19 protein-coding genes are annotated in these 21557 nt (G+C 45.8%); 6 read left to right on the top strand and 13 right to left on the bottom strand.

The features are described 5' to 3' along the window. Positions 1–98: 98 nt before the first annotated feature. Complete coding sequence (locus ACZ5DR_RS13855; RefSeq protein WP_377367195.1) at positions 99–935, bottom strand: inositol monophosphatase family protein; 837 nt, start codon at positions 933–935, stop codon at positions 99–101. Between the two features lie 149 nt (positions 936–1084). Between ACZ5DR_RS13855 and ACZ5DR_RS13850 the strand changes: the two genes are divergently transcribed. The 6 genes from ACZ5DR_RS13850 (at position 1085) to ACZ5DR_RS13825 (ending at position 6862) form a co-directional block, all read left to right on the top strand. Continuing rightward, positions 1085–2032, top strand: a complete 948-nt coding sequence (locus tag ACZ5DR_RS13850; RefSeq protein WP_377367193.1) for a substrate-binding domain-containing protein — start codon at positions 1085–1087, stop codon at positions 2030–2032. A 158-nt stretch (positions 2033–2190) separates the two neighbouring features. Beyond that, positions 2191–3207: a TRAP transporter substrate-binding protein gene (locus ACZ5DR_RS13845; protein WP_377367191.1), complete on the top strand. Its 1017-nt coding sequence runs from the start codon at positions 2191–2193 to the stop codon at positions 3205–3207. An 80-nt stretch (positions 3208–3287) separates the two neighbouring features. After that, positions 3288–3836, top strand: coding sequence for a TRAP transporter small permease subunit (locus ACZ5DR_RS13840; protein WP_377367189.1), 549 nt, complete (start codon positions 3288–3290; stop codon positions 3834–3836). 1 nt (position 3837) lies between these two features. Continuing rightward, entirely contained in the window at positions 3838–5154 is a 1317-nt protein-coding gene (locus tag ACZ5DR_RS13835) for a TRAP transporter large permease (RefSeq protein ID WP_377367187.1), read from the top strand. Between the two features lie 81 nt (positions 5155–5235). Then, positions 5236–5727, top strand: coding sequence for a gluconokinase (locus ACZ5DR_RS13830; RefSeq protein WP_377367185.1), 492 nt, complete (start codon positions 5236–5238; stop codon positions 5725–5727). 133 nt (positions 5728–5860) lie between these two features. Beyond that, the gene (locus ACZ5DR_RS13825) at positions 5861–6862 is read left to right on the top strand and encodes a substrate-binding domain-containing protein (protein WP_377367183.1); all 1002 of its coding nucleotides are present in this window, start codon (positions 5861–5863) and stop codon (positions 6860–6862) included. 73 nt (positions 6863–6935) lie between these two features. Here ACZ5DR_RS13825 and ACZ5DR_RS13820 read toward each other — a convergent pair whose 3' ends face one another. The 12 genes from ACZ5DR_RS13820 to ACZ5DR_RS13765 form a co-directional block, all read right to left on the bottom strand. Then, on the bottom strand, positions 6936–8813 hold the full coding sequence (locus ACZ5DR_RS13820; RefSeq protein ID WP_377367181.1) for a methyl-accepting chemotaxis protein: 1878 nt from the start codon (positions 8811–8813) through the stop codon (positions 6936–6938). A gap of 130 nt (positions 8814–8943) precedes the next feature. Continuing rightward, complete coding sequence (locus ACZ5DR_RS13815; RefSeq protein ID WP_377367179.1) at positions 8944–9294, bottom strand: DUF1294 domain-containing protein; 351 nt, start codon at positions 9292–9294, stop codon at positions 8944–8946. 44 nt (positions 9295–9338) lie between these two features. Continuing rightward, positions 9339–11300 (bottom strand): ATP-binding protein, encoded by a 1962-nt coding sequence (locus ACZ5DR_RS13810; protein WP_377367177.1) that lies wholly within the window; start codon positions 11298–11300, stop codon positions 9339–9341. Between the two features lie 127 nt (positions 11301–11427). Then, complete coding sequence (locus ACZ5DR_RS13805; RefSeq protein WP_377367175.1) at positions 11428–12360, bottom strand: AEC family transporter; 933 nt, start codon at positions 12358–12360, stop codon at positions 11428–11430. Positions 12361–12405: 45 nt separating this feature from the next. After that, the gene (locus tag ACZ5DR_RS13800; protein WP_377367173.1) at positions 12406–13350 is read right to left on the bottom strand and encodes a LysR family transcriptional regulator; all 945 of its coding nucleotides are present in this window, start codon (positions 13348–13350) and stop codon (positions 12406–12408) included. Positions 13351–13527: 177 nt separating this feature from the next. After that, positions 13528–13989, bottom strand: a complete 462-nt coding sequence (gene derI, locus ACZ5DR_RS13795; RefSeq protein WP_377367171.1) for a D-erythrulose-4-phosphate isomerase — start codon at positions 13987–13989, stop codon at positions 13528–13530. A gap of 11 nt (positions 13990–14000) precedes the next feature. Next, entirely contained in the window at positions 14001–14786 is a 786-nt protein-coding gene (locus tag ACZ5DR_RS13790; protein WP_377367169.1) for a triose-phosphate isomerase, read from the bottom strand. Then, positions 14783–15559 (bottom strand): DeoR/GlpR family DNA-binding transcription regulator, encoded by a 777-nt coding sequence (locus ACZ5DR_RS13785; protein WP_377367167.1) that lies wholly within the window; start codon positions 15557–15559, stop codon positions 14783–14785. The genes ACZ5DR_RS13790 and ACZ5DR_RS13785 overlap by 4 nt, the downstream gene beginning before the upstream one ends. A gap of 544 nt (positions 15560–16103) precedes the next feature. Continuing rightward, positions 16104–17060 carry a sugar-binding transcriptional regulator gene (locus tag ACZ5DR_RS13780; RefSeq protein WP_377367165.1) on the bottom strand — a complete coding sequence of 319 codons (957 nt, stop codon included), beginning with the start codon at positions 17058–17060 and terminating at the stop codon, positions 16104–16106. A gap of 117 nt (positions 17061–17177) precedes the next feature. Continuing rightward, on the bottom strand, positions 17178–18110 hold the full coding sequence (locus ACZ5DR_RS13775; RefSeq protein ID WP_377367163.1) for a sugar phosphate isomerase/epimerase family protein: 933 nt from the start codon (positions 18108–18110) through the stop codon (positions 17178–17180). 9 nt (positions 18111–18119) lie between these two features. Continuing rightward, positions 18120–19652 carry a glycerol-3-phosphate dehydrogenase gene (locus ACZ5DR_RS13770; protein ID WP_377367161.1) on the bottom strand — a complete coding sequence of 511 codons (1533 nt, stop codon included), beginning with the start codon at positions 19650–19652 and terminating at the stop codon, positions 18120–18122. A 75-nt stretch (positions 19653–19727) separates the two neighbouring features. Then, a complete protein-coding gene (locus ACZ5DR_RS13765; protein WP_377367159.1) occupies positions 19728–21281 on the bottom strand; it encodes an FGGY-family carbohydrate kinase in 1554 nt (517 codons plus the stop codon). Between the last annotated feature and the right edge of the window lie 276 nt (positions 21282–21557).

Genomic DNA, 21557 nt, shown 5'->3' with positions numbered 1-21557 from the left:
AATAGATCAGGCAAATTTGTTGTTAATCATTAACTATAGACTTTGATAAATTATTTATTAATTTTATTAAATACTATCAAATCCCCATACGTGATCACTCAATGAACGACACCTCCCTCCATCAAATCATGCCGCACACGTTCTAACAATTCAGGAGTTCGAGCAGCAACGATAGTTCCTTCTCGCAGCGAAGGAGCGTAAGGAGTACCATCCAACATCTTTACAAAACCACCCGCCTCTTGATAGCACAGCACGCCTGCCGCGTGATCCCAAACGTTAGGCTTGGGGCTAACAAAAAAATCCACCCCACCTTGAGCTAAGGTTCGATATTCATGACAACAACAACGTAAACTTAATGTGCGTCCGTAGGAAACCTGAAGTCCTGCAGCAAAGCGGCGCTGCTCAATGGATTCAAACTGAAAGGGAGACAAAAAGCCAACTAACCGCTTATTAATAGGCTGACCATTCAGCTTAATAGGCTTTTTGAAGCCGCCATCACCGTAAAAACATCCCTCTCCCTTTGTTGCCTCGATCCAATCATCATTGAGTGGATCATAGAGCACCCCAAATTTCGTCTCCCCTTGGTGCACAACCGCTACCAAAACCCCAAAGGTCGATAATCCATTAGCGTAATTCCAAGTACCATCAATAGGGTCAATGATGATCACCCAATCACTAGAATCGACTTTATCTAACACCTGTTTTGACTCAGACACAGACTCCTCACCAACAATCTGTGCCTGGGGCATTATTTGCGAAAATCGCTCAATCAAAGCTTTCTCCGCCGCGGTATCAGCCTCAGTGACGAGATCATCAAAGCCTGATTTAGTGGCAATCTGCGACCTTTCTAAATCCCGAAAGCGAGGCAGTATCTCCAGCTTTGCCACATGGCGAATCGCTTCAATAATTTGCTCTTTTTGCTCAACCGATAACATACCCACATCCTTCACAGTTTTGTGATTTCATAACCTTACAAAAGCTCATTACGTGAACTATTCTCAAGACATTAACACAACAAATAAGAACATTTATTTGCCGCAGATTATCCGATACTGAATAAAAGCCTGCTTCGGAGAATTAAGCCATGCATGTAAAACAGACATTAAAACACATCATTTTTACAGCTATCTTTATATTCACTGGTCAAACAATTGCTAGCAACGGATTAATCACTATTGTCATCAATGACCCTTCAAACCCCTACTGGTTCACAGAAGGAAGCATCGCCTCCAAAACCGCCGAGGACCTAGGCTACTTGGCCCATGTTCGAGCACACCAAGGCTCCATAGAAAACGAGCAATCCATCATAGAAGACGCGGTTCGACAAAATGCCAAAGCCATCATTTTAGACCCGGCTGACACCACCCTGTCCGCTCAATCGGTACGCTATGCCAAACAAAACGGTATTCCTGTCTTTATTGTAAACGCAGAGATTAATGAAACAGGGTTGGCGATTTCACAACTTATCTCTGATAACACCCAAGGAGCCAAACTTGCTGCCAAAGCTTGGAGCAACGCCATGAAATATTCAGGGGAATACATTGAACTTGTCGGCGCACCAGGGGACAACAATGCAAAGTTACGCTCTGAGGCCTTCAACTCAGTACTAAAACACCACGACAACTTAAATCTAGTGGCAAGAGTAACTGGCAATTGGTCAAGACTGGAAAGCTATCAAGCGATGCAGCGCTATCTCATACAATTTCCTAACTTAAAAGGGATCATTAGCGCTAACGATGAGATGGCTTTGGGCGCCATCACCGCCTTACGAGAAGCTAATCGCCTAGACGACGTGATTGTCAGCGGCTTTGATGGATCCCCTGATGCAGCAACAGCCATCATTCTAAATGATTTACAGTTTTCTATACTTCAACCTGTAGCAGATTTTTCCAAGGAAGCGGTTGTCCAAGCCGATCGATACATTCGCACACGCACTCTAGATAAAAGCGAAGAAATTCAAAAATTTAGCTGCTACTTGCTATCTATAGACAACATTCACATGTATACCTCTGCCTTCGAACTGTCAGAATAATAACGACACCGCTATCCTTTAAGTCAAAAAAGAAATTCTTGAATACCCTTGACTAAAGCAAAAAGTTACCGGTAACATTCGCATCCAGTTACCGGTAACATATATCCGTGAGCTACTTTTAATTTTTCCTTCAAAACAATAAATAGCGGGAATGCATCATGAGCACATTTGCCAAGACGTTAATCACTGCCACTCTAGCAGGCGCACTGTCCACCACTGCGATGGCTGCTGACTACACTTTTAAATTCCAATCCTCAGACCCTTCTGGCGATAAAAACTTCCAAGTCCAAAAAGAATGGACAGAACGCGTAGAGCGCATGTCTGGCGGCCGCATCAAAATCAACCTATTGCCAGTAGGCAGTGTGTTCAAGCACACAGAAACCCTTGATGGCATCAAAATGGGCATTTTGGATGGTCAGGTTACTGCGACTGAATTTTTCTCTGGCAAAGATCCCGCTTTTGGCCTAATCGGCAACACAGTGGGCGCTTGGTCCGACACTTCACAACTTTTGCAGTACATTAACTACGGCGGCGGTTACGAGCTAATGAACGAACTTTACGCTCCTTACGGCGTAAAATTCATTGGCGGCTCTACCACAGGTGTTGAGTCATTTGTTTCCCGCGTCCCTCTTGATGGCGTAGAGGATCTAAAAGGCTTGAAGCTTCGTGCCCCAGAAGGTTTAGTTCAACGTGTGTTTGCAGCCGCAGGCGCAGCACCTGTAAACCTACCTGGCTCTGAAGTCTTCACTGGACTGAGCAAAGGCGTTATCGACGCTGCTGACTACACTGTGTTCTCTACGAACCAGAAAGCCGGCATGAACGAAATTGCGCCGCATCCAGTTCAACCAGGCTTCCACTCTTTGCCTCTGATCGATGTCTCAATGAACATGAAGAAATGGAATAAACTTCCAGAAGACCTTCAAGAAATCATGACAACTTCGGTTCGTGACTTCGCTAATGACATCACAACGCAACTTCGCATTGCTGACCAAAAAGCGGTGAAAGAAGCCCAAGCGGATCCAAACATTACGATCCACAACTGGTCTGACGAAGAGCGTAAGAAATTCCGTGCTATTGCCCGCACCCAGTGGGAAGAGTTTGCCAAGCAATCTCCTAATGCACAAAAAGTATACGACTCTGTTACATCCTACTTGGAAGAGAATGGCCTTCTTTAATAAATAGGCCTATACGTCTCATCACACTCCAACCAAAACAGGAACCTAAATAGGTTCCTGTTTTTACCTGGAAACATCCCATGAATACAGAAAATCTTTCTCAGCAACTTGATACGGAACATGAGCCACGTAATGTGCTTGACCGTGTCATCGTAAAACTAGGCAATGCCCTTAGCCTTCTCTTTCTATTTACAGTAGCAATCTCATTCTATGAAGTACTGATGCGCTACGTTTTTAATGACCCAACCATCTGGGTACATGAGACGGCTTCATTTTTAGGGGCTTGTTTATTTGTGTTTGGGGGCATCTATGCACTGGCCACAAACAAGCACGTTCGTGTTGTACTTATTTACGATGCTGTATCGGACCGCACCCGTCAGTACCTAAACATTTTTCACCACATCATGGGCCTTATTTTCGCTGGCTTATTGACCTATGCAGCGTACCAAATGACAGAAAGCGCTGTGTTCTCGCCATTCGGTGATGTGCATTTTGAAACCTCTGGCTCTGCTTGGAACCCACCATTTCCAGCCTATGTGAAAATCATGATTCTCTTAACTATGTGCGTCATGTTTATTCAATTTGCATTGCATCTTATTCAAGAAATTCTGGGTCTAAGGAAGTCATAACATGTTTGATTTATCATCCCTAGGTATCGGCTACGGCAGTTTGCTGATGCTGCTCTCCATGATTGCCTTACTCTTGACGGGTATGCAATTAGCCATGGTAACAGGGCTAGTCGCACTCGTTTTCGCGATTGGTTGGTTTGGTATTGACGCCTTACCACTGGTCACTAGCCGTCTTTATAGTTTTGTCGGTGGCTACGTTTTCCTAGCAGTCCCTATGTTTGTACTGATGGCGGCCCTCTTGGATCGCTCAGGCATTGCCCGAGACTTATTTGATGCCATGAAGGTTGTGGGCCGCAAAGTGCGCGGCGGTGTGGCCGTACAAACCCTTGTGGTTGCTGTCATCCTTGCTTCCATGTCTGGGGTTATCGGTGGTGAAACCGTCCTCCTTGGCATCCTTGCGTTACCGCAAATGTTGCGCTTGGGTTACAACCGTAAACTTGCTATAGGTACCACTTGTGCCGGTGGCGCCCTAGGCACCATGTTGCCTCCTAGTATCGTATTAATCATCTATGGCTTAACTGCAAGCGTCTCCATCGGCGACCTGTTTAAATCTGCCTTTTTACCCGCTTTTATCTTAGCCCTTGGCTACATGGCTTATGTATTGATCCTTAGCCGTATGCACCCTGAATACGCGCCTCTTCCGACAGAAGAAGAGCTGGCAAATGATCGTCAGATTAATTATTTCAAAGCCCTATTCTTCCCTATTCTCTCTGTCGCAATCGTATTGGGCAGCATCTACACGGGTGTCGCGTCTGTAACAGAAGCATCTGCTTTAGGTGTCGTGGGAATTATTATCAGTGCTTGGATTCGTGGCGAGCTGAACTTTGCCATGCTTAAGGAAAGCGCCAAAGCCACCATGAGCACTTGTGGCATGATTATTTGGATTGGCATCGGCGCCACAGCCCTAGTAGGTGTTTACAACCTTATGGGTGGCATCGACTTTGTTGAAGAGACCATCCTTGCTCTGTCTGGTGGCAGCGTGATGGGAACCATCTTAATCATGATGGTGATTCTGCTTATCCTTGGTATGTTCCTCGATTGGGTGGGTGTGGCACTACTAACTATGCCGATCTTTGTACCCATCATCACTAATTTAGGACTAGATCCAGTTTGGTTCGGCGTTGTCTTCTGCTTAAACATGCAAGTGTCCTTCCTATCGCCTCCATTTGGTCCCGCAGCGTTTTATCTCAAGTCTGTGGCTCCAAAAGACATCAGTCTAGGAGAGATCTTCAGTTCTTTGCTGCCATTTATCGCGATTCAAATCGTCGTACTTGCGTTGGTCATTATCTTCCCAGAGTTAGCTATCTGGTGGAAATAACCCACAGAGAAATTAGGTCAAGGTTTAAACATGTTTTACGCGGAGCCTATACGGAATAGGCTTCGCCGGAGAAGGAATAAAATGAAGAAAAAAATCATAGTTATGGGAGTTTCTGGGTGCGGTAAATCCTCCATGGGCCAACGCATTGCGGACCACTATGGTTTCCCGTTTTTCGATGGTGACGATTATCACAGTGAGTCTAACGTCGCTAAAATGCGCGAGGGTATCCCCCTAACGGATGAAGACCGATTCGGCTGGCTAGAAACCCTAAACGGTATTTTGAAAGAGCAAGACACCGCCGTTGTGGCGTGTTCGGGACTAAAACCAGAATACCGCCAGCTGCTTCGATCTGGGGTAGAAGACCTTGCGGTGATATACCTAAAAGGTGACTTTGACACCATTTGGTCTCGACACCAAAAACGAAACGGACATTACTTTAATGGGCAATCCATGCTTGAAAGCCAATTTGCCACGCTCGTAGAACCTGTAGATGAAGACGTTTTTACAGTGGCGATCGATCAAACCATTGATGAAGTATTCCAACAAAGTATTGCCGCCTTGGAACAGAACTAATACCCAATGCCCTGGCAATTTAAAGGCCAGGGCATTTAACTAAGTTATTATTATAATTAGACTTTTCAATGATTTATTCCGCGGCACATCTTGTGCTAATGTTACCTGTAACAAATTGAGCCGAAATAATAAAATGAAAAAGAAACGCGCCACTCTACAAGATGTTGCGGACTTAGTTGGCGTCACTAAAATGACCGTCAGCCGGTTTATTCGCAATCCAAATCAAGTTTCAGATTCACTGAGACAACGCATTCAAGATGCTCTTGATACCTTAGGCTATATTCCAAATAGAGCCCCAGACATACTTTCTAATTCAAAAAGCCATGCTATTGGCGTGCTGCTACCCTCTTTGACTAACCAAGTATTCTCGGAAGTAATTCGTGGTGTCGAATCCATTCTTGAGCCAGCAGGCTATCAAACCATGCTGACTCACTACGGTTATAGCAGAGAGCTGGAAGAAAAGCGTATCGCCACCCTACTTTCCTACAATGTGGATGCCTTAATTATCTCTGAAAGCCTCCATACGGAGCGGGCCCAAAAGATGCTCGAGAACGCTGGCATCCCAGTCATTGAAATCATGGATGCAAACACACCCAGCAGTTTGAGAGCTGTCGGTATTGATAACGAAGCCGCAGCCTTTGATATGACAGAAACCATGATATTGCATGGCCATGAGAATGTGGTGTATTTCGCGGCTCGCATGGACCAACGTACCCTTCAAAAAATTCAAGGATACGAAAACGCCATGAATAAACATGGCCTTACCCCAATTATCAAGCAAACGCGCAGTGCCTCTTCCTTTACCTTAGGGGCTCAGTTTTTAGAAGAAGTTCTACAAGAACACCCAAACACAAATGGCATCTTCTGTACTAATGATGACTTAGCAATCGGTGCCTTGTATGCCTGCCAAAAGAAAGGCATTAAGGTCCCAGAAGCCATGGGCATTGCAGGTTTTCATGGTCATGACATCGCTCGAGCCATGGTACCTCTGTTGGCGACTGTAATCACACCAAGGGAAGAAATGGGTAAAATTGCCGCCCAAGAGCTATTGCAGGCCTTGGCGGGCAAACACAATCCTAATCCTGTTTCTAAATTGAGTTACCGAATAGAGCTAGGTGAAACAATCAAGCCTTAAGTTCAAAGGTAACAGACCAAAAAAACGGCGATGTCTTTATAAGGCATCGCCGTTTTTTTACCATCAAAGAAGACTAAAATTCTTCCCAACCATCCTCATCTAATACAGGTTGAGGTATGGACTTAGGCTTTTTCACAGAAGTGGGAGCTGGCTTAGGGGCAGCCGGCTTACTTGCTGGCGGTGACAAGGGCTTTTTAGGGGCTGACAGTTTAGCCGGTGCTGATGGCATAGCCACACCATCATCGATCTGGAACTGGTTAACGTTCTCAGCCAATTGATCCGCCTGTGATAACAAGCTTTCTGACGCGGCAGCGGCTTCTTCAACCAATGCAGCGTTTTGCTGAGTCATCTCATCCATTTGACTCACGGCTTTACCAATTTCAGCCAAGCTAGAAGACTGCTCAGTGGAAGCCGATGCAATACCCGCCATGATCTCGTTTACCTGCTTAATGGCTGCAACGATTTCCTTCATGGTGTTACCGGACTTGTCTACCAACTCGTTGCCATCCTGAATCTTAGAGGCAGACTCAGAGATAAGGTCTTTGATTTCCTTCGCGGCGTTAGCAGAGCGTTGAGCCAATGTGCGAACCTCAGAGGCGACAACAGCAAACCCACGACCCTGCTCTCCAGCACGAGCCGCTTCGACCGCAGCGTTTAGGGCCAAAATATTAGTCTGGAATGCAATACCATCTATCATGCCGATAATATCTGAGATCTTCTGAGATGAGGCATTGATTGCAGCCATGGTTTTCACCACTTCTTCGATCAGAACACCCCCATCAGTGGCCACACTCACCGCATCAGAGGCCAGCACATTAGCTTGGTTTGCATTATCAGAGTTTTGACGCACCATACCCGTTAACAACTCCATGCTGGAGGCTGTTTCTTCAAGGCTTGAAGCTTGCTGCTCGGTACGGCTGGACAAGTCAGAGTTACCCATGGAAATTTCACGGGCTCCCACATACACCGCATCAGAAGCATTCTTAATCTGAACCAACACATTGGTCATGGTATCCAGCAAAGAGTTAACCCCTTGAGACACAGCTAACATGGTGTCAGATTTACCAAAGGTTTCGATGCGAGAGGTGAGATCATTATTTGATGCAGCATCAATCACTGCATTGATTTCAGCGACAGTTTGCTGAACCTCTTGCTCTGCTTCCACTTGGGCAGTGATATCAGAAGCGTACTTAACGACCTTGTAAGGTTTACCACTGGAGTCACGAATCGGGCTGTAATTGGCTTGGATCCAAATGGTTTTGCCGTTTTTATGAACCCTTGGAAAACGACCCACTGCATGCTCGCCGCTCCCTAGGTTACGCCAAAACTCTTTGTATTCTGGTGTCTCACTGTAGGCTTTATCAACAAACAGTCGGTGATGTCGACCACGAACTTCATCGATGGTGTAGCCAAGAGTGGAAAGGAAATTTTCATTGGCATCAATAATGGTGCCATCCAACTCGAATGAAATCACCGCTTGAGATTTTGAGATCGCCTCTAGCTGGCTTTCATAATCAGCATTGAGGTTTTTCTTAGCGGTAATATCTGTTGCATATTTAACCACTTTAAAAGCATTACCATCACTGTCGAAAACAGGATTATAACTGGCTTCAATCCAAACAGGCTCACCGGTTTTGGTAAAACGGCAGTACTCACCGGCTTGAAACTTGCCTTCTCCAATCTCACGCCAGAAGTCTTTATAGGCCTGGCTTGCACGATATTTGGGATCAACAAAAATCCCATGATGCTTGCCTTGCACTTCTTCTAACGTATAGCCCAGTACCGAGAGGAAATTATCGTTTGCGTAAAGTATATTGCCTTTCAGATCAAATTCGATGACAGCTTGGGAGCGGGAGATAGCATCTAATTGACCTTTCAGGTTGGCCAATTCTGCCTTGTCAACGATGACCTGGTGTTCTTCCAATGATCGTGAAAACAAGTTTTTTAACATGGCTTCAAATTCCTAATGGTAATGAGTTTTACATATTCTATAAGGTAGCGCTTTTAAAAATAATTTTCTGTAACTTTTTGATTAGTATGGAGTTAGAAACCATATTCATCAAGAAAATGGCTTAGTTTCCCTAGATCGTCTGTCCAAAAAACCAACAGATAGCCATAAAACAGGTGGCATTCACAATAATCGTGAACCATAAAATAGCTTTAAAGGGTTGTTTTTGAGTTTTATGGCGGAATTGATGTTGCGCCAACAAGGCCCCCGGCCATCCCCCACTCAATGCTAATCCATGTAAAACTCTTTCTGGAATTCGTTGTGTATTTAGCTGTGCAGACCGTTTGTCATGACCGTAAACAATAAAGGTCAATAATGACAAAACCAAATAAGGCATAAACCACCAAAACGACAGCTGCCAAATCAATAAAATGAAAAAACCATACACCGCAAAACCAATCACGCCTATTACAACTTCAAGCATAAGCTCTCAAGTGCCCTAAAATATCCCAAGTATTCATTATTAGGTCATAAACGAATACTTTTTAACACTTCATCCAATTTCACAATGGATAAGGGTTTGGTAATCACTGATAACATACCTGCATCAATACACAATCTCAGGTCTTCAGCCATTACATTAGCCGTCAATCCAATGATTGGTGGCAGCTCTTCATGTTTCGATAAAATCGTCCGAGTGGCTTGAATCCCATCCATCAACGGCATTTGCATGTCCATAAAGATGACGTCAAATTCCTGTTCAGCGACTTTATCAACTGCCTCTTGGCCATTTAATGCAAAGCACACCTCAAAGCCTAAGTCTTCTAAAAATGCGCCGGCGACAATACGGTTAATACCATTGTCTTCTGCAACTAAAGCACTCTTACCTTTATATCGTCCCTTTTCTACATTGACCTCTAAATTATCGTCCTGTTCTTCCTTATTCGTCAGCTCTAATGGCACATCAAAAAACACTCGGGTACCTTTACCAACTTTACTCTCTACAAAGATACTGCCGGACATCACTTCTACAAGGTTGTAGCAGATGGCAAGCCCTAGCCCAGTACCGCCATATTTACGAGTAATGGAGGCATCTTCCTGTAAAAATGGCTGAAATAAATTACCTACTTTCTCTCGGTTGATACCGATTCCTGTATCAATGACCTCAAACCTCACTAGACATTTTCCGTCTTCAAGTTCTTTTTGTTTACTGACCACCACTCGAACACTGCCCAGCTCAGTAAACTTGACCGCGTTACTGACTAAATTCATCAGTATTTGTTTTAGCCTTGTGGCATCAGCAACAACGTTATGGGGCAACTCAGAGTCGTATTGCAACTCAAGGGTGATGGCTTTATCACGGGTCTCCCCTTCAGCCAACTTGACCACAGTGTCTGCTGCTCGATACAAGTTCATAGGCTGGGGATCTAACTCCAAACGACCTGCTTCCATCTTAGAAATATCAAGAATGTCATTGATGATGCGCATTAAAATATCAGAGCTATCAGTAATCAGCTTAAACTTACCTTTCGCATCGTCACTCAAATCCTCTTTGTCGATCATTTCCAAGGTGCCCAGAATACCGTTTAGAGGAGTACGAATCTCATGGGACATGTTCGCCAGAAAATCACTCTTCACAGATACGGCTTTCTCTCGGTCACTCATCGCCAATTTGACCTGCTTAGACATGTCGTTAAATGCTTCAGCGAGTTGCGTCATCTCATTATTACCGGTTAAATTCGCTTGGTAGCCGTAGTTACCTTTACGAATTTGCGCCACAGCATCCATTAATCCTTTGTGATGGGATAGTATTTGTCTGATAAAACGAGACGAAAAAATGATTGTCAGGCCAATAATAATGACTGGCGAAAGTATCGTTAGTATAAGGATATAGTTTTCAAGCTTGGAATGTTGATCCTCAATCCTAGAGAGACTGGATCTAGCCGCCACCTCGTGCTTATCCAGTATCAATCGAATACCATCCACCAGCATTTTGCCTTTTTGTGTATTCAACATCTGGGCCATCATGGCAGACTTTTCAGAGGTACGAATGCGTGTGTCTTGTTTCAACTTAATGGAGGGTATGGCAACAGAGTTCATCCAAGATCGATGTAATCGCTCTACTTCAGCAATTTTTTGATATTGCTCTTCACTTACAGCTCGATTGATATCCTTGCCCTTCTCAATCAAGTCAGCAATCTGCGCTTGCCCTACATAGTAGGGCTCTAAATACGCTTCTGAATCGGATAATAAAAAACCCCTAAGCCCCGTTTGCATATCAAGCACCGCCTTGATGAGCTGACTATTATTCGACAAGGCGTCCTGGTGAATCATTAAGTCCGCCTCAGCTTTACGGTGCAAGTGAACAGTAACGATTTCCAATAGGGTCACAAACAGTAATGCAACGATAGGAATAGAAAGAGAAAAGAAATATTTGGCGCGAAAGGACACACCACCAAAATATTCAGAAAAAAATGTTTTAACAGCCATGGGCACTGCCTTGTAAGTCAAACCTGACAAAATTCAGTGTCTTTAAAACCCATAAAGACTGCAAGTAAGAATACGTAGTAAAGCGTTACCACGGGTCACATAAGATAACAGACTGCCCCTGAGTATCTTAGGCAACCCACTTCAACAATAGACTGATGGTGACGAAAGAGCACACCGTTGTGGCCAATAAACTGCTGGCGCAAAAGCTTCTCTGACCATATTCGCCACCAATAATAGGGTAAATACTAAACATAGGCATGGCAGCAAACACCACCACAGCCACACGAAGATCTTGTGGCATAGAGGGAAACAAGCCTAAACATAAGAATACCACCACAGGGAAACAAACCAGCTTCATTACCGCCACTAAGCCAATACGTAACTTGCTTCCTCGGATCGCCACACCCACAAGTGAGCCGCCGATCACAAACAATGCAGTGGGAGCCGCACCTTGTGCCAATAACCCTAACCCTTTACTCACAAACTCAGGAAAATGGACGCCCGTCGCAGACATCATGACCCCAACAAACACCGATAAGATAATGGGATTTGTGACGATGCGCTTAGCCACCTTGATCATCATCTGTTTACCCAAGCCACTCTTTTGATTGGCCATCATTTCGGTAAACACCAGAGCGATAGGCAAAAACACAATATTTTCCACCATTAATGACATAGCGAATGCTTGAGCCACATGCCCTTCCAAAAACTGAAGGAGTATCGGAAACCCTATAAAGGAACTGTTTGGCATCATGGTTCCAATGCCCGTTACAGATGCTGCGACCTTGTCTGCTTTGAAAACATACTGTGCCAACACCACGGTTATGAAAAAAGTGGTCAAACCTCCGATGGCATAGACACTGAGATACGCTCCGTTTAGCAAAACCCCCATGTCCATGGCAGAAATCTTAGTCACCATGACTGCTGGCAAAGCGAAATAAAGCACAAAACGACTTAACGCTGGCAAGGCCTCTTTGGGTAGTAACTGAAAACGCACACCCAAAAAACCTAAAAGAATCAACAAAAAAATCGGGGCGGTAATGCCTAATACAACGTCCAAGGCAAACTCCTTAGGGAAACGAAATTCATAAAATAAAAGTGCTACCTAGGAAGCAAACACTTCATCCGGCAAGGGAATCATATCCCTCACCACACCAGCACACAGCTCTCTAAACCAACTGCCACCGGGGTCATTGGCCTGTTCTTCAGGCCACGCCAAATAATATCGCACAGCTGGAAATTCATAGGGCAAGGGCTTGATCGCCAGACCAAATTGCGACATAAATCGAATCGCCAGCAACTGACTACTGCTAAATAATAAGTCTGTCTTTCCCACCGCCTCTAATGCCGAGACAAAATATGGAGTACGTAAGGAATAGCGACGCTCCTTAGCCCGCTCACCTAGAGCGCTATCACTGTAAATCATACTTGAGCCCCCTAAGGTCACCAGCACATGACCATAAGACAAGAAGTCATCCAGACTGATTTCATCGTCCACCGCTAAAGGGTGATTACGGGACAAGATACAGCCCCACCCTTCTCTTCCCAACAAACGGGTCGAAAATCGATTAGGCAGTTGCACATACTCACTGCACAGCACAGCATCCACCTGCTGATTGTCAGAGCGAAGTAAACTAGTCTCTGTAACTAGGCTAGTTTCTAAGGATGCATTCGGCGCTAACGCGTAAAAACGTTCGGCAATGGTCGGCAAGTACGCTTGGGCTTGATAATGGGAAGTCTGAAGTCGAAAGACTCGTTCGGTTTGCCCCGGTTCAAAGTCTTCAACACTGCTTAGTGCCCCCATTTTATCAATCATTTCTCTAAGGGGAGCTTCTAACGTTAACGCTTTAGCGGTTGGCACCATGCCTTTACTGGTGCGCACAAACAATGGATCACCAAAAGCCTCACGTAAACGATTAAGCAAGCGACTCATGGCAGGCTGACTCATATATAGGCGTTCCGCAGCTCTTCCCACGTGTCGCTCTTCTAACAGGTATAAAAGCCCCGTAAGACTTTTTAATTCAAGATGGGCAAGGCTTGGGGGCAACATACGGCGAGACGTCCTGATTCGGCAATGTTTAAAACTAGGGTTTTATAGTAATCGCTTCAGAGGACCAGCAAAAGATGTAAAGCCAATTTGACTGGATTACACAGGAACAAAACAGAGGTAAAGGGGTATAAAAAGACTCCCCCGCAGTGACCGTACATGGAGGAGTCAGAAACAGGCTTATGGATGAGCGTGGTATTTGTGATCTAAAGCATTGATGGCATCCACGTTGCCTGCCGAACGACCATTTTCATCAAACGTTTCCTTAAGAAACGCATCAGCAATGGATTTTGCAAGCTCCTGGCCAATGACTCGCGCCCCCATGGTAATGATCTGGGCATTGTTTGATAGGGCCGCACGCTCTGCAGAATAGGTATCATGGGTCAGAGCCGCTCGAATACCTGGTACTTTACTGGCAGCAATGCACACTCCAATGCCTGTACCACAGCATAAGATTGCGCGGTCGTATTGCCCTTCAAGGACGGCAGAGGCAACTCTATCAGACATATTTGCGTAAAAGTCATCTAGATTGCCCGCTTCATCACGGGATAAATCCGCGACCTCAAAGCGCCCTTTTAAATGTTCTACCAAGGCTTGCGCCAAAACTTCTCCAGCACTGTCGCCAGCAATTGCAATTTTCATGGTGTGATCTCCTAGTTTGATTGCGCTCTAACAACTGCTGCACACTTACTTAAAATGTCTACATAACCTTCAACATTCCAAGCAGAACGACCAATAAATAGGCCATCAATGTGCTCACAGGCGATGAGCTCTTCACAATTTTGAGGATTCACTGAGCCACCGTATAAACAAGGCACCTTACGCCCCAATACACTATGTGCCACGTCCAGAATTTCAGCTTGTCTCGCGTCTGCATAGTCGGCAGACGCTGGGATACCGTTTTCACCAATGGCCCATACAGGCTCATAAGCAAATAAGATCGGCGCGGATTTTTGCGCATCAGTCAGATATTGCAGTGCACCACGCACCTCTTCTGCCAATACTTCGGCAGCCTTGCCGCTGTCTTTGTCCGCTAGGGTTTCACCGATACAAATCAAAGGCACTAAACCGTGACGAATCGCCGCTTCAACCTTTCGTCCTACCGTGTCATTGGTTTCACCAAAATGCTCACGGCGCTCCGAATGGCCAAGTTCAACAATATCCAGCTCGCAGTCTTTCAACATTAAGGGGGATACTTCACCCGTCCACGCCCCTTGATCCGCCCAATGCATATTTTGAGCACCCACTTTGACCGATGTCCCTTTGAGGATCTGTTTCACCTCACGAACATTGGTAAAAGAAGGAATCACAAATCGTTGAATGCTGTCCTCAGCTTGTCCATCGACTTCCTTCAAAGCCGCGGCAAAGGCTTGCGCCTCAGCTAGGGTTTTATTCATTTTCCAACTTGTGCCTACCCAAAATTGCGTTGTCGTTGTCATGTGGCTTCCGGTGATCTCGCTATCGTTAACTGAATGCCGGCATTAGACAGATGCTCTGCAATGGCCGACTCTGGAACCTGGTCTGTGATGACCCAGTCAAAATCTTCGAGATCTGCCAAAACGTGCAATGCTACGCGATCAAAACGAGTGTGATTTACCAGCAAACAGGTCTTAACGGCTGCACTCAACATGGCTTTTTTCACTCGTACCACATCCGCATCCATGTGGAACACTTGGGTTCCGGATACCGCTGGGCTCGACAAAAATGCAATGTCTGCACGTAAACTGGTTAAATTCTGCTCCGCTAGGACGCCGAAGTAGCCATTGTACTTGGCGGAATACTCTCCCCCGAGTGCAATCAAATCGATACCATTTTCGAACTTAAGGGCTTCCATAATGGCCGCATTGTTGGTGATCACGGTCAGGGGCTTTTTGCTAGGTAGCAATTTACCTAACACTGCAGCCATAGAGCCGTCATTCACCATCACTGTCATGCCTGGCTCAACAAGTGTTAAAGCTTGTTCAGCCATTCGCTCCTTGCCTTGGCCACCTTGGCGTTCACGCAACCTGAAATCACTTTCAAACTGCATGCCTGCTTCAATAGTGGCACCACCACGGACTTTCCTCAGTAAACCCGCCGCTTCCAGTTCGTCGAGATCACGGTGAATGGTCATCTTAGACACATCAAAGCGCAAGGCTAATTCTTCTAAGTCCACCACACCGCTTTCTACTAACAGATCGATAATTTGCTGTCTTCGTTCGTCTCGTTTCATAACAACTCGCCTTGATAGCAAATCTCTTGAGTATGTTATAAACCCTAAAATCACATTTTTAAAGTTATTTTTAACATTATTTATTTTATTTTGTGATTTTCAGTGTTAATTTAACATCGTACTCAAGAGAAATGAGGGTTTTATCACATTATTGTGCGAAAACGGCGCTATTACGCCGCTCTAATGGACAAAAGAATATCATCTTAAGAGATATTTTGGAGGCTTGAAGGCGGAATAATAAGACTTTGATGGGGTCTTTCTGGGATATCTTGTGCGGATCTTTGATCACCCTGAGGCCAAGATGTCACAACCGGTGAGATAAAAAAGTGATTTAAATGTTATTTATAACAAAATAACATTTAAAACATCCCGTCATATGATTTCATTGAGTACCTTCCTCGACCTTAGTCCCGCAGTTCCCCTGAAGGCACTGCGGGATATTTTTACTGGCCTTAGGGCCACAAAAAAGCAGAACCCAAAGGTACTGCTTTTTATACTCAAGGGAGTTATATAGCCTTAGATCACCACAATAATGAGATCAAGCTTATACCGCGTCTAGAATCGCTCTAGCGGTCACTTCATCGGTAATTAAACCCGTTAAAAGATTACCATTAAGCACTGCTCTGATGGCTTCTACTTTTTCCTCGCCGCCAGCAATGGCAATGGTCTCACCTTTGTTGCCTTCGAGGGAGACTGACAACATACGGGCACTTAAAGAGGTGTTAATAACCGCCCCTTTCTCATCAAAGAAATGCCCCATGGCTTCGCCCACTGCGCCCGCTCTGGCAATCTCAATAATTTCCTCAGGCTTAATTGGCCCAGAAGCAACCAATTGCGCTGTCTGCGCCACCGTACCGATACCAATAAATTTCAGATCCGCATTGTTGGCCATGGTAAACACGTCCTTCACACCTTTCTGTGCCAGCAAAACGGTTCGATCTTCTACTGAGTTCGCCAGTAATGGTACAGGCATGGTGTAAGAAGGTGCTCCGGTTTTAGCCGCAATCCAATGGAGGACATCGTCGCGGTTGATGGAGTAATCTCGAGTTAAGCCCCCCAAGAGGGAAACAAACTTAACATTTGAGGTCTCCAGTCTTGGTAACTGGTGTACCACGGCCGCCAAAGCACGCCCTAGGGCCAAGCCAATGGTAATGTCTGATTTCGAAGTAAGCAGATTCTTAAGGTAGGCCGATCCAGCTTGACCTAGGGTCTTCAAAGGAATCCCTTCTTCGCCTAAATCTGGCGCAACGATACACTGCTTGAGACCAAACTTGGCGATCATGAGTTCTTCTAGTTCCACGCATTCGGTGATCTTCCCATCTATGGTGACTTTTACAGCGCCTTCTGAAACTGCCTTTGATATAAGGCGATGGGTCTTCACAGAAGTCAGCCCCAAACGCTTTGCGACTGCGGCTTGAGTCAAACCACCCACGTAATGCAGCCATGCAGCTCGTATTGCTAACGAGTCGTCAAAATCCACAAGACCTTTTTTCGTATCCAAACTTCTACTCCGGTATCAAAGGTTACGCGATAGACTTCCTAGGTTGCCTATGGGAAATGAACTGTACACTAACCGACGTTAAACTTCGATATATCACACGCCAGCCTAAATTCAGGATCAGATGTTCAGATCCTGAACCCCACTGTCTATGTGAGGTGCCCAGAAGGCAACACTTTCAGCTATCTGCTCGACCACCTGATGGTCTGTGGGCTCACGCTCCTTAAAGCTTAACTCAAGACAGATTTGATTATCCTTCGCCCCACCTTTTGCTAGAGTGTCTAGCAAAGGCCCCGGCTGAATTCGCCCGTTACGATTGTACTCTTCAATAAACGGACGGTGACCACCCTTATCCATCAAACTTTGTTTAATATGAATTATCGGCGAAACCTTTGGCACCGCTTCGGCCCAAGCATAAGGATCATAGTCCGCCGGATTATCAGACATGACATCACCATGGTCGATGTCGGCCATCATCCACATAGGCACTGCCATATTGGCGTCCGTTAAGCGTTGCTGTAACGCCATGGCTGAGGCGATGGTGTCACCAAACTCACGGCCTACACTCATGGGCTCCCAATAGACATACTTTAAACCCGCCAGCTTAGCGTGCTCCGCAACTTCTGCCCAACAATCAATGGCAATCTGTGTGAGTTCTTCTCGACGTTTCGGATCATCAAAATCCTGATGGGTCATGATGGCAAATTGAGTTCCGACCGCTTCACCACCCAAATCCGCTGTAATGTCCGCGAAGGTTTTAAACCACTCCACATAATAACGTCTTACTTCTTTATCAGGATGACCAAAGTGATTTAGACGGCCATAGGGCCCAGTCATACCAGAGGTAATACGGACACCCGTCTGGGTCAAAGCCGACTGCATCTCACGAGTTAGCCGACGAATAAGAGATGCGGGCCAGCTGGGATTGATAAACTCATGGGTCAGCTGTACATCGCGTATTTTAATCTCGTGGGCAATGGTTTCAATTAGGTGCTTCGGCTCAGCAAAGCGATTAACCAAAGGGTTCGTATTCAAGCCTAACGTTAAAGCCATGGTGACTCCTTATGAGATCTTGCGATCAGCGTTGTGTTTGATAAATTCACTCTCAAACCACTGGGCGAAAGCGGCTCTTTGTTCAGTAGATAGGTGCAAACCTTCCTTAGTACGGCGCTCAAGTACATCTTCTGGGGTCATGGCCCACTCATGGGCAACCAAATAACGCACTTCTGCTTCGTATAGATTGCCACCAAAATATTGCCCCAAGCCCTCAACAGATGAAGCGTCTGCTACGATCTGCTTAATAATGGAGCCATAATGACGCCCATAATGAACCAACAGCTCACGGGGCATCCATGGGTAGTCTTCCTTGCAGGCTTGCATATAAGTTTGGAAATCCGCATTGGGAATATCCCCACCCGGTAGCACAACACCACTGGTCCAATTGCCCCCCATGTTAGGGAAGTATTTTTCAATCTTTTGAATGGCATGCTCGGAGAGTTTACGGAAGGTGGTTAGCTTCCCACCAAACACGTTCAATAAAGGCACACCTTGGGTTTCATCTAGATCAAACACATAATCACGCGTCACCGCTGAAGGGTTCCCCTGACCATCATCAAACAATGGACGCACCCCAGAGAAAGTGGTGATAACGTCCTGACGACGAAGGGTTTCTTTAAAGTATCGATTCACTGCGGCTAACAAGTACTCGATTTCACTCTCATCCGCTTTAACGTCTTCAACTTTACCGTCATAAGGAATGTCCGTCGTACCAATCAAGGCTTTGTCATCTTCATAAGGGTTAATGAAGATGACTCGTTTGTCATAGTTTTGAACCAAGTACGCCTGCTGGCCCTGCCAAAACTTAGGCACGATTATGTGAGAACCTTTCACCAACTGAATATTGCGAGAGCTTTTAGATGTGGCCACATCATCCACAATTCTACGCACCCAAGGTCCTGCAGCATTTACCAACAACTTAGCCTTAAAGGTACGAACTTCTTTAGTCAGCTCATTTTCAGTGGTCACATCCCAATAACCTTCAGGGTTACGTTTGGCCGATACACAACGGGTGCGAGTCAACACTTCTGCGCCCTTTTGGGACGCCGCTAAGGCGTTCAACACCACTAAACGAGAGTCATCTACCCAACAATCTGAGTATTCAAACCCTTTTGTGTATTGATCTTTAATGGGCGCACCCTCTGGATCACGATGCAGATCTAAAGCACGAGTACCGGGCAAACGCTTACGCCCTCCGAGGTGGTCGTAAAGAAACAAACCTAGACGAACCAACCAAGCAGGACGATCTGCCTTACTGTGGGGTAACACAAAACGCATGGGCCAAATAATGTGACTGGCGGAATTCAATAGCACTTCACGCTCAATCAACGCCTCTCGAACCAAGCGAAACTCGTAGTATTCTAAATAACGCAAACCACCGTGGACCAACTTGCCTGAGCGGGAAGATGTGCCCTGGGCAAGGTCATCTTTTTCACATAAGGCCACTGACAATCCGCGACCGGCCGCATCCCGTGCGATGCCCGCACCATTGATACCACCACCGATGACAAACAGATCTAACATTTGTTCATTACTCATACCGAACCTCTTACTTAATCGCCGCAGATCGTGCTGGCGATCTGTCTGTGTATTCTCTTGATTGCGCTCTATGCATTACATCGTCTTGATGTGTTCCATGGTTGCCCAGGTAGACGGGAAGGACTGGCGCTGTCTGTAAAACGCTTCAAACAAGCGTTCATATTTTTCAGCTAAAGCCAGATCCGGTGCTTCCGATGTGCCCAATAGGGGCGACACCCACTCTTTAATGCAATCATCCATAGTGGGATATAACCCAATGGCTACCGCAGCCATCATGGCTGCCCCTGCCGCGCCTGCTTCTTCCCTAGCGGACACACGTACTTTGGCATTCACTAAGGCCCCTAAAATTTGACGCAGGGTGGCAGAACGAACAGCGCCACCGCTTAACCGTAACTCTGCAGCCGTGCCGCCCATGGCCTCATAACAATCACGCATAGCCATCCCTAGGCCTTCTACAACAGCGCGAACCAAATCTGGAAAACGATGACGGTAGGTCAAACCCGTAAAACTTGCCCGAGCTTGACCGTTCACAAACGGCCCCCGCTCCCCCGCATCGGAAATGTATGGGTGATACAGCAGCTGACCGGCTTCTGCTTGCTTAAGCCAGCTTTCTACCCGGTCCACCAATCCATGGCTGGTGCATTCACAGTCAAAATCCTTTAATAAATCCGCTGCCACATTTAGCAACCAATCAAGGTTTAACGCAGATGCCATATTGGTTTGTACTTGCGTCACACGTCCCTCAACTGGCAAAGCAATGACGTATCCAGTGCCCGCCTCATTTAAATACACCTCTTGATCGGACACAGAACGCATGTGCACCCCCGTAGACCCAATGACAGAGCATGCGACATTGTCCTCACCGGTATGAACTCCCGCCCCAAGGGCTGTCATCACCATATCCACATAAGCCAGAGACACCGGAATGCCTGGAGCCAAACCCGTTAGCTCAGCCGCTTCAGAGGTCAAAGGAAAGGTTTGCTTGGATCCATCAATAATGGGAGGGAGCAACGACTTAAACTGGCTAAGTCCTAGACTTTCAATCACCAGATCACTGTATTCACGGGTACGAAAATCACCAAAAGTAAATGATGCTTCTGAAGGGTCAGTTGCACGCTGTCCAGTTAAATTGAAAAACAACCAGTCTTTACAATGAAACGCCGTACTGGCTTGCTGCAATAACTCTGGGCAGTGCTGGGCCATGTGAGCCATTTGCGCACCCTGTTGGCAGGTATTCAAACCTGTGCCTGTCTTTTCAAATCGCTGGCGCTCAGTCACTGACTTATTAAGGTGCTCAACAGTGGTAGCTGCTCGACCATCTAACCAAAGCCAAGCATCGCAGACGGGCTTGCCTTCCTCATCGATCAACCAGGTACCGTCCCCCTGCCCCGTGACAGATAAGGCGATTACTCGCTCTTTAAAGTGGGTAACTTTTTCGCTTAGCCCTTGTAGCGCACTGACGCAGTCTGCCCAAGTTTGAGATAAGGATTGTGTCGCGGAGCCATCAAGGCCCGTTTGATAGGAATTGCGTACTGAAGATGTGGCGACTTGCTCACCACTGGTAGTAAAAGCCACAGCTTTAACCACAGAGGTGCCTGCATCGATACCAATGATTAATTGTGAGTTCACTTATTATCCTCCCTATGGCGGAGGCAAGTGAAGCGGGGCAACTTTATTATTAGAAGCATGATTGATACCCGTTTCTTGTAACAACGAACCAGAGTTCGATGTGAAATATTTTTCTTGTTTTGATAATTATTTCTTCATTTTTATTATCTGTCAACTCAAACTCTGGCTTTCTTTTGAACAAAGCGTCTGCCTAAAGCAATCGTAAAGAATCTAATTAACCAACGATCTCAAATTACTAAAACTCTATTAAATTCATTAGAATCAATACATTAATAT

Source organism: Marinomonas vaga (assembly GCF_055388305.1).
Note: the sequence above shows the minus strand (reverse complement) of the source record. Positions and strands in the feature narration are given on the sequence as shown.

Bases quoted from the DNA above. Each gene is read 5' to 3' on its own strand.
- ACZ5DR_RS13855 (WP_377367195.1), bottom strand. From the start codon at position 935: ATGTTATCGGTTGAGCAAAAAGAGCAAATTATTGAAGCGATTCGCCAT.
- ACZ5DR_RS13850 (WP_377367193.1), top strand. From the start codon at position 1,085: ATGCATGTAAAACAGACATTAAAACACATCATTTTTACAGCTATCTTT.
- ACZ5DR_RS13845 (WP_377367191.1), top strand. From the start codon at position 2,191: ATGAGCACATTTGCCAAGACGTTAATCACTGCCACTCTAGCAGGCGCA.
- ACZ5DR_RS13840 (WP_377367189.1), top strand. From the start codon at position 3,288: ATGAATACAGAAAATCTTTCTCAGCAACTTGATACGGAACATGAGCCA.
- ACZ5DR_RS13835 (WP_377367187.1), top strand. From the start codon at position 3,838: ATGTTTGATTTATCATCCCTAGGTATCGGCTACGGCAGTTTGCTGATG.
- ACZ5DR_RS13830 (WP_377367185.1), top strand. From the start codon at position 5,236: ATGAAGAAAAAAATCATAGTTATGGGAGTTTCTGGGTGCGGTAAATCC.
- ACZ5DR_RS13825 (WP_377367183.1), top strand. From the start codon at position 5,861: ATGAAAAAGAAACGCGCCACTCTACAAGATGTTGCGGACTTAGTTGGC.
- ACZ5DR_RS13820 (WP_377367181.1), bottom strand. From the start codon at position 8,813: ATGTTAAAAAACTTGTTTTCACGATCATTGGAAGAACACCAGGTCATC.
- ACZ5DR_RS13815 (WP_377367179.1), bottom strand. From the start codon at position 9,294: ATGCTTGAAGTTGTAATAGGCGTGATTGGTTTTGCGGTGTATGGTTTT.
- ACZ5DR_RS13810 (WP_377367177.1), bottom strand. From the start codon at position 11,300: ATGGCTGTTAAAACATTTTTTTCTGAATATTTTGGTGGTGTGTCCTTT.
- ACZ5DR_RS13800 (WP_377367173.1), bottom strand. From the start codon at position 13,350: ATGTTGCCCCCAAGCCTTGCCCATCTTGAATTAAAAAGTCTTACGGGG.
- derI (WP_377367171.1), bottom strand. From the start codon at position 13,989: ATGAAAATTGCAATTGCTGGCGACAGTGCTGGAGAAGTTTTGGCGCAA.
- ACZ5DR_RS13790 (WP_377367169.1), bottom strand. From the start codon at position 14,786: ATGACAACGACAACGCAATTTTGGGTAGGCACAAGTTGGAAAATGAAT.
- ACZ5DR_RS13785 (WP_377367167.1), bottom strand. From the start codon at position 15,559: ATGAAACGAGACGAACGAAGACAGCAAATTATCGATCTGTTAGTAGAA.
- ACZ5DR_RS13775 (WP_377367163.1), bottom strand. From the start codon at position 18,110: ATGGCTTTAACGTTAGGCTTGAATACGAACCCTTTGGTTAATCGCTTT.
- ACZ5DR_RS13770 (WP_377367161.1), bottom strand. From the start codon at position 19,652: ATGAGTAATGAACAAATGTTAGATCTGTTTGTCATCGGTGGTGGTATC.